Source organism: Microbacterium sp. UBA837, assembly GCF_002296025.1.
In the GTDB taxonomy this organism is placed as follows: domain Bacteria; phylum Actinomycetota; class Actinomycetes; order Actinomycetales; family Microbacteriaceae; genus Microbacterium.
Genome location: NZ_DBHD01000016.1, coordinates 1 through 6258, shown reverse-complemented (window position 1 = coordinate 6258; position 6258 = coordinate 1). Strand labels below are relative to the sequence as shown.

The window sequence follows — 6258 nt, the reverse complement described above, 5'->3', positions numbered from 1 at the left end:
GCGGGCGATTGCCGCCGTCGGCACTGGTGCGACGATGCGATCCGGCCCGGGCTTCCTGCGTACCCTTCCCGGTGCGGAAGCACTCGAATCGCTGGCCTACCGCTTCGCGATCATGGGCTTCGTCTTCTGGACCTTCACGCTGATCGCCGGATCGATCTGGGCCAACGACGCGTGGGGCCGCTACTGGGGCTTTGACACGAAGGAAGTCTGGACCTTCGTGATCTGGGTCCTCTACGCCGGTTACATCCACGCCCGGGCGACGCGCGGGTGGCGCGGCGCCCGCTCAGCGTGGCTGTCGATCGTCGGATTCGCGGCAGTGATCTTCAACTTCACGATCGTGAACATGTTCTTCAAGGGACTGCACGCCTACAGCGGCCTCAGCTGAGGCTTTGGCCGACTCTCGTCATCCGGGCCGGTTCCGCGTCTGGCCCCATCTTTCGGTCGCGCCTTCCTGCGGGCTGCAGGCACCCATACCCACGCCAAGGCGCGACTGAGCTGCTCTTCAGGGACGCTCTGGGTCTGACGAAAGATCTCGGTCGCGCCTAGATGCGGGTGGAGGCGGGGAAGACCCACACCAAGGCGCGACCGAGCTGCTCGGTACGGGTGCGACGGCGCGACGGATGCTGCGGCGTGCACACGGCTCGTCATCCTTCGGTCGCGCCTTGACGTGGGTGTGGGGCCGTGAGACCCGCGCGAGGGCGCGACCGAAGGGGATGTGCGCGTCAGCGCGGCTAGTTTGTGGCGGGGGCGGCGAGGATGGCGCGGGCCGTGGTCGTCCGCTTGGCGGCCACCGCGAGGATGGTCGCGATGAAGGCGAGGCCGCTCCAGATCAGGAGACCCGCGATCCCCGCGCTGACACCGCCCGACCCGGTCAGGGCGCCGAGCATCGCGTTGTACGCGGGCGAGACCGGCATGACCGCGTCGATCGCCGTCAGCACACCGGGAACCGTGGACACAATTCCGGTTGCAACGGCGAGTACGCCGATCAGGGCGGCCGCCCAGCGGCCGGCGCCACCGAAGACGGCAACGAGTGCCTGGTTCACTGCAGCGAACGCGATACCGGCCAGGATGCTGACCCCGGCGAAGATCGACCAGTCTCCCCAGTCATAGCCAGCAGAGATCTGGACGATCCCAGCCACGAGCAGACCCTGGACGGCGCCGATCGCCGCGGCGGGGGCCAGCGAGCGCAGGGCGAGCAGCACGGACGGCGACCGGGAGGCGAGCGTGCGAGCCGGGAAGGCCCGGAGCACGACGAACGAACCAAGTGCGCCGAACCACAGGGCGAGCGCGGTCAACAGCGGAATCGCTGACGCGCCGAACAGGTCGGAGCCGACACCTTCCGCCGCCACGGGATCGGCCACGACCTCCGCGAGGCTCGCGGCCTCGGCATCCGTATACGACGGGAGCTGCTCGACCGCCGTGTGGAGCCCATCCGCGAGGGAGGTCGTGCCATCGGCGAGCTGTCTCAGCCCGTCGCTCAGGGTCGTGGCACCGGTAGCGGCGTCACCGACACCGGTGGCGAGACCCGATGCGCCCGACGCGAGCTGTGCGCTGCCGGCAGCGAGGTCGTTTGCGCTCGCTGCGAGCTGATGGACGCCCGCGGCCGCCTCGTTCGCACCACCGGCCAGTCCCGTGATGCCGGAAGTGACCTGTGAGCTCCCGCCCGCGAGTTGAGTCACGCCGGCTGTCAGGTCGGGTCCGAGCGTTGACAGGTCGTCGACCCCGGCAGCGATCGTATCGGCGTTGTCGAGAATGTCGTTGACCGCAGGCAACGCGGCGTTGGCCTCATCGGCGATCTGGGTGAGTGTCTGACAGACCGGGCCCGGGAGGCCAAGATCCGTACACGTCGCGACGAGCTGGTTGAGGTCGTCGACAGCTCCATTCACCGAGGCGCTGATCTGCTCGCTGTTGGCAGCGAGCTCGTATGCGGCATCGACAACGTCTTGCGGGAGGGTTGGAATTTGGGCGGTCTGCGCCGCCAGCTGATTCAGGCCGTCGGTGACCTGCTGTGAACCGCTGGCTACGGCTCCGGCTCCCGCGGCCCACGAGTCCAGGCCGTTCGCGGCGTTCGTCGCCCCGGCTGACCAGGCGGTCAGGCCGCCACTGAGTCGGCTCGTTCCGGCGGAGAGTTGCGAAGCTCCCGATGCAGCGTCCTGCAGCCCGCTCGCAAGTTCGGCCGACCCGTCAGCCGATTGCTTCATCCCGTCGGCGAGCTGGTCGGCGCCATCGGCTGCCTCGCCGAGCTGGTCACCGAGGGTCGTGAAGCCGAGGAACACGTTCTCGAGGTAGGCGGTCGAGATCTGCTCGCCGGTCAGCGTTGCCGCGGTCGAGGTGATCTGAGCGGTAATGGCGTCGTCGACGATGAGGCTGTCGGGCGGCGTCGTGACCTCGATGGTGGCGCGCTCCGGAGTTTCGCCGGGGCGGGTCGATGTCGCTGCGGCCGAGAAATTCTCGGGAATCGTCACGACTGCGGCGTAGGTGCCGTCGGCGAGGCCCGTGGCCGCGTCGTCGGCGTTCGAGATCGTCCAGGTCAGGTTGCTCTCGCTATCCCCGGAGCCTTCCACGAGGCCGGCTGTGAGCTGGCGTCCGAGTGGGACGTACTGACCATCGATCGTGACAGCCTGATCGTTGTTCACAATCGCGGCGTTCATCGTGTCAAGCCGCGACGCGGGGTTGTACAGGGCGACCACCAGGATGCCGCCGATGACGGCGGGCAGCAGGATGACGCCAAGGATCGTCAGCCACGTGATGGGCCGGCGGGTGCGAGCTCGTTCGACAGAAATGCTCATGCGTGCTCCTCAGCGGAAGCGGGAACGGGTGTGTGAAGACGTGTGGGAAGCGCCAGTGAGTGCACGCCCGCACGGTGGGCGTCGGCCATGAGGCTGAGCGCCGAGCCCTCATGCTGGGTCGAGGCCAGGATCGTGAGTGGCGAGTGCGCGTCATCGAAACGCTCGCGACGTGCGACTGCCGCATCACGCAGGAGCGCCGCAGCCTGATCTCGCGTAGCTTGGCCTTCGAGTCGGCCGAGACCATCGATGACGACGATCAGCGCGGATCCGCGCAGGGCGCGCGCGAGCTCCGCGAGGGGATCGTCGGCATCCGCGAGGAGTGCAACTCCGACCTGTGAACGCACCCATGCGGCACGCTCGGGAAGCAGGTGCCCGGCAACTCGCAGGCGGCCGCCGGTCGGGGCGAGGCGGCCGGCGATCGTTAGCAGCAGGGCGCGTGAGGCGCGCGGGTCGCCGGTGACGATGACCGTGTCGCCGAACTCGACGCTGGTTGTCACCCCGGCGAATACGTCGACATCACCGCCGTGCGCCGACCCGTAGGCCAGCAGATCGAGATCCTCGGCGGCCACGGCTGCGATGCGGTCGGACTTAGGCCAGTCCTTGAGCGAGAGCTCTCGCTCCACGGCTTCGCCCTCGACGTCGAAGTGCGGCAGCACACGGTGCATCCACCGCGGCATCCACCACGCGTGCTGACCCAGAAGAGTCATCACGGCGGGAACCAGCGTCATTCGCACGAGGAACGCGTCGATCGCGATGCCCGCGGCAAGGCCCAGCGCGATGGGTTTGATGTTGATGTCACCCTCCGGAACGAACGCCGCGAACACCGCAAACATGATGACCGCGGCTGCGGTGACGACCCGGGCGGATGCCGTGAACCCCGACCGGACGGCGCTGATCGCCGTCGCGCGGTCGGCCCTCCCGCCGCGGGCGCGCCGCAGGTGGACATAGTCCTCGCGCATCCGCGACACGAGGAAGACCTCGTAATCCATTGCGAGACCGAAAAGGACCCCCATGAGGATGATCGGCATGAAGCTGATCACGGGGCCGGTCTTGGACACGTGGAGGGCGTCGGCGAAGACTCCCCATTCGAAGACCAGGGCGACGATCCCGAACGCGGCAGCTACCGAGAGGAGGTACCCCGCGGCTGCCTTGAGGGGAACCCAGATCGATCGGAAGACGATCGTGAGCAGCACGAGCGAGAGACCCACGACGAAGATGCCGAATGGCAGGAGCGCGCCGCCGAGCCGGTCGGAGATGTCGATGGCGATCGCGGTGAAGCCCGTGACCTTCAGGTCCACGCCGTATTCGTCGAGAAGGCGATCGTGCTGAGCTCTCAGCTCTCGCACGAGTTCTGCCGTGGCCGGGTCATCGGGCGCGGTCTCGGGGACGATTTGCACGATCCCGGTGTCGGCGGTGCGGTTCGGCGTCGCGAGCGCGACCTCCTTCACGCCGGGGATCGTCGCGATGTCGTCGCCGAGGTCCTGCATGAGGGTCAACGGGTCGGTCGAGGTGACGATCGTGCCGGTCATGATGAGCGGCCCGTTGGCGCCGGCGCCGAAGTGCTCGGCGACAAGGTCGTAGCTCTGCCGCGCCTCGTTGTCTTCGGGCAGCATCCCGGCGTTGGGAAGCGCGAGTGCGAGGCTGCCGGCCGGTATCGCGAGCGCTCCGAGGAGCGCGACCACGGAAACCGTCGTGACGATCGGATGCCGGGTCACGAGCTTCACCCACGGATTCGTTTTCTTTCCGTGCGTGATGGTGGGTGCGGGTTCTGCCTCCGGTGCGGATGCTGCCGCGGCATCCTCGCGGGCTGATGTGCCGCGTCGGCGCCGCGAGGCGCGCGGCGCGCGCCGGGGCCACCCGGCAACCCGGCCCTTGACGAATCCGAGGAAGGCCGGAGTGAGGGTCACGGCGATGGCAACGGCTATCGCCACGGCGACGGATGCCGCGATGCCCATCGTCGTCAGGAAGGGGATGTTCGCGAACGAGAGGCCGATCAGCGCGATGAGCACTGTCGCGCCGGCGAACACGACTGCGGAGCCCGCGGTTCCGGTGGCGCGGGCTGCGGCCTCCTCCGGGTCCACCCCTTCGCGGACGGCATCCTGCTGGCGGGAAATGATGAAGAGGGCGTAGTCGATACCGACCGCAAGCCCCAGCATGAGGGCGAGCATCGGCGTCGTCGACGAGATCGTGGCGAAGGCCGTGGAAATGAAGATGAGCGCCATCGACAGTCCGACACCCAGCAGCGCCGTGATGAGGGGGAGCCCGGCGACGACGAATGAGCGGAAGGTGACGATCAGCACGACCAGGGCAAGGATCACGCCGAACAGCTCGACGATCGAAAGTGTCGGCAGTGACTGGGAGAAGAGGTCGCCGCCGAGGGCCACGGTGGTGCCGGCCGGAAGTTCAGCCTGCAGGGCGTCGGTGATCTCGAAGAGCTGATCCTTCGTCTCCGCGGAGACCGACGACGCCTGTCCCTCGAACTGGAAACGCACCAGGGCTGCCGATCCGTCATCGGAGATGAGACCCGAGATCGCCTCGTCGTACGGGTCGCTGACGGCGAGGACCCCGTCAATGCCCTCGATCTCGTCGATCGTCTGGGCGATGTCTTCAGGGAACGGTGCGTCCTCAACAGTCATGCCCTCGGGGGCGACGACGATGAACTGCGCACTGGTTCCCGAGACTTCAGGAAAGGTCCGCTGCAGCTCCTCGAGGCCCGCCTGTGACTCGGTTCCGGGAATCGAGAAGGTGTTGTCGGTGCCCTGCTGGAAGAGCACAGCTCCGCCGCCCGCGAGGACCAGCACGAGAAGCCAAGACGCGAGCACCCGCCACGGGTGCCGATACGCCCATCGTCCGAGGGCATAGAGAACGGTGGACACGGGTCTTCCTCCGGGAGTCGTCAAGGGGAGTCTCGATACACCGGTGTATCCGATACGCATGTGTATCGTAGACGATTGCTGAGACCAGCAGGCTGAAGGCTCGGTGTGAACACCGGTGAGGGGAGGGCGTGATGTCGGCAGATGACGCTGACGCCACCCGGCATGTGCTGCAGGCGATCGACGGCATCACCCCTGACGGGGCGCGTGGTCGCGAGCGCACTAAAGCGCGGCTGATGCGCGCCGCCTACGAGGTGTTTGCCGAAGTCGGGCTCGACGGAGCCTCGGTCGAGGCGATCTGCGAACGTGCCGGATACACGCGCGGTGCGTTCTATTCCAACTTCTCCACAAAGGAAGAGCTGTTCTTCGAGCTGGTGCGCGCGGTGACCGACCGCAAGCTTGAAGCTGTCTCCGAACGCGTGGACGGCTTGCGTGCCCAGGATGCCGCGTTGACGCCCAACGAGCTGGTGCAGAGCGTGCTCGATGGCACCGCCGAAGGGCTCCTCGATGTCGTCCTCATGAGCGAGATCCGGTTGCGCGCGATGCGCGACGACGAGACGGCGCGGGCGTATCTTGCGTGGGCTTCGAGCCTCATC

At 67.5% G+C, this 6258-nt stretch carries 4 protein-coding genes; 2 read left to right on the top strand and 2 right to left on the bottom strand.

Annotated elements, in window-relative coordinates; translation table 11 throughout:
• Window positions 1–385, top strand: a 385-nt coding sequence (gene ccsA / locus B3587_RS01425) for a cytochrome c biogenesis protein CcsA (RefSeq protein WP_292725996.1), incomplete at its 5' end; no start/stop codon positions are given.
• A 346-nt stretch (window positions 386–731) separates the two neighbouring features.
• Here the strand turns inward: ccsA and B3587_RS01420 are convergent.
• Window positions 732–2789 (bottom strand): YhgE/Pip domain-containing protein, encoded by a 2058-nt coding sequence (locus B3587_RS01420; protein ID WP_292725994.1) that lies wholly within the window; start codon window positions 2787–2789, stop codon window positions 732–734.
• The gene (locus B3587_RS01415; protein ID WP_292725993.1) at window positions 2786–5665 is read right to left on the bottom strand and encodes an MMPL family transporter; all 2880 of its coding nucleotides are present in this window, start codon (window positions 5663–5665) and stop codon (window positions 2786–2788) included. Before B3587_RS01415 ends, B3587_RS01420 begins: the two co-directional genes overlap by 4 nt.
• Before the next feature lie 131 nt (window positions 5666–5796).
• On the opposite strand from B3587_RS01415, the gene B3587_RS01410 reads away from it, so the two are divergent.
• A partial coding sequence (locus tag B3587_RS01410) for a TetR/AcrR family transcriptional regulator (protein WP_292725992.1) occupies window positions 5797–6258 on the top strand: 462 nt, incomplete at its 3' end.

What these genes read in the sequence shown, in the direction of transcription:
- B3587_RS01420 (WP_292725994.1), bottom strand. Translation starts at nt 2,789, where the DNA reads ATGAGCATTTCTGTCGAACGAGCTCGCACCCGCCGGCCCATCACGTGG.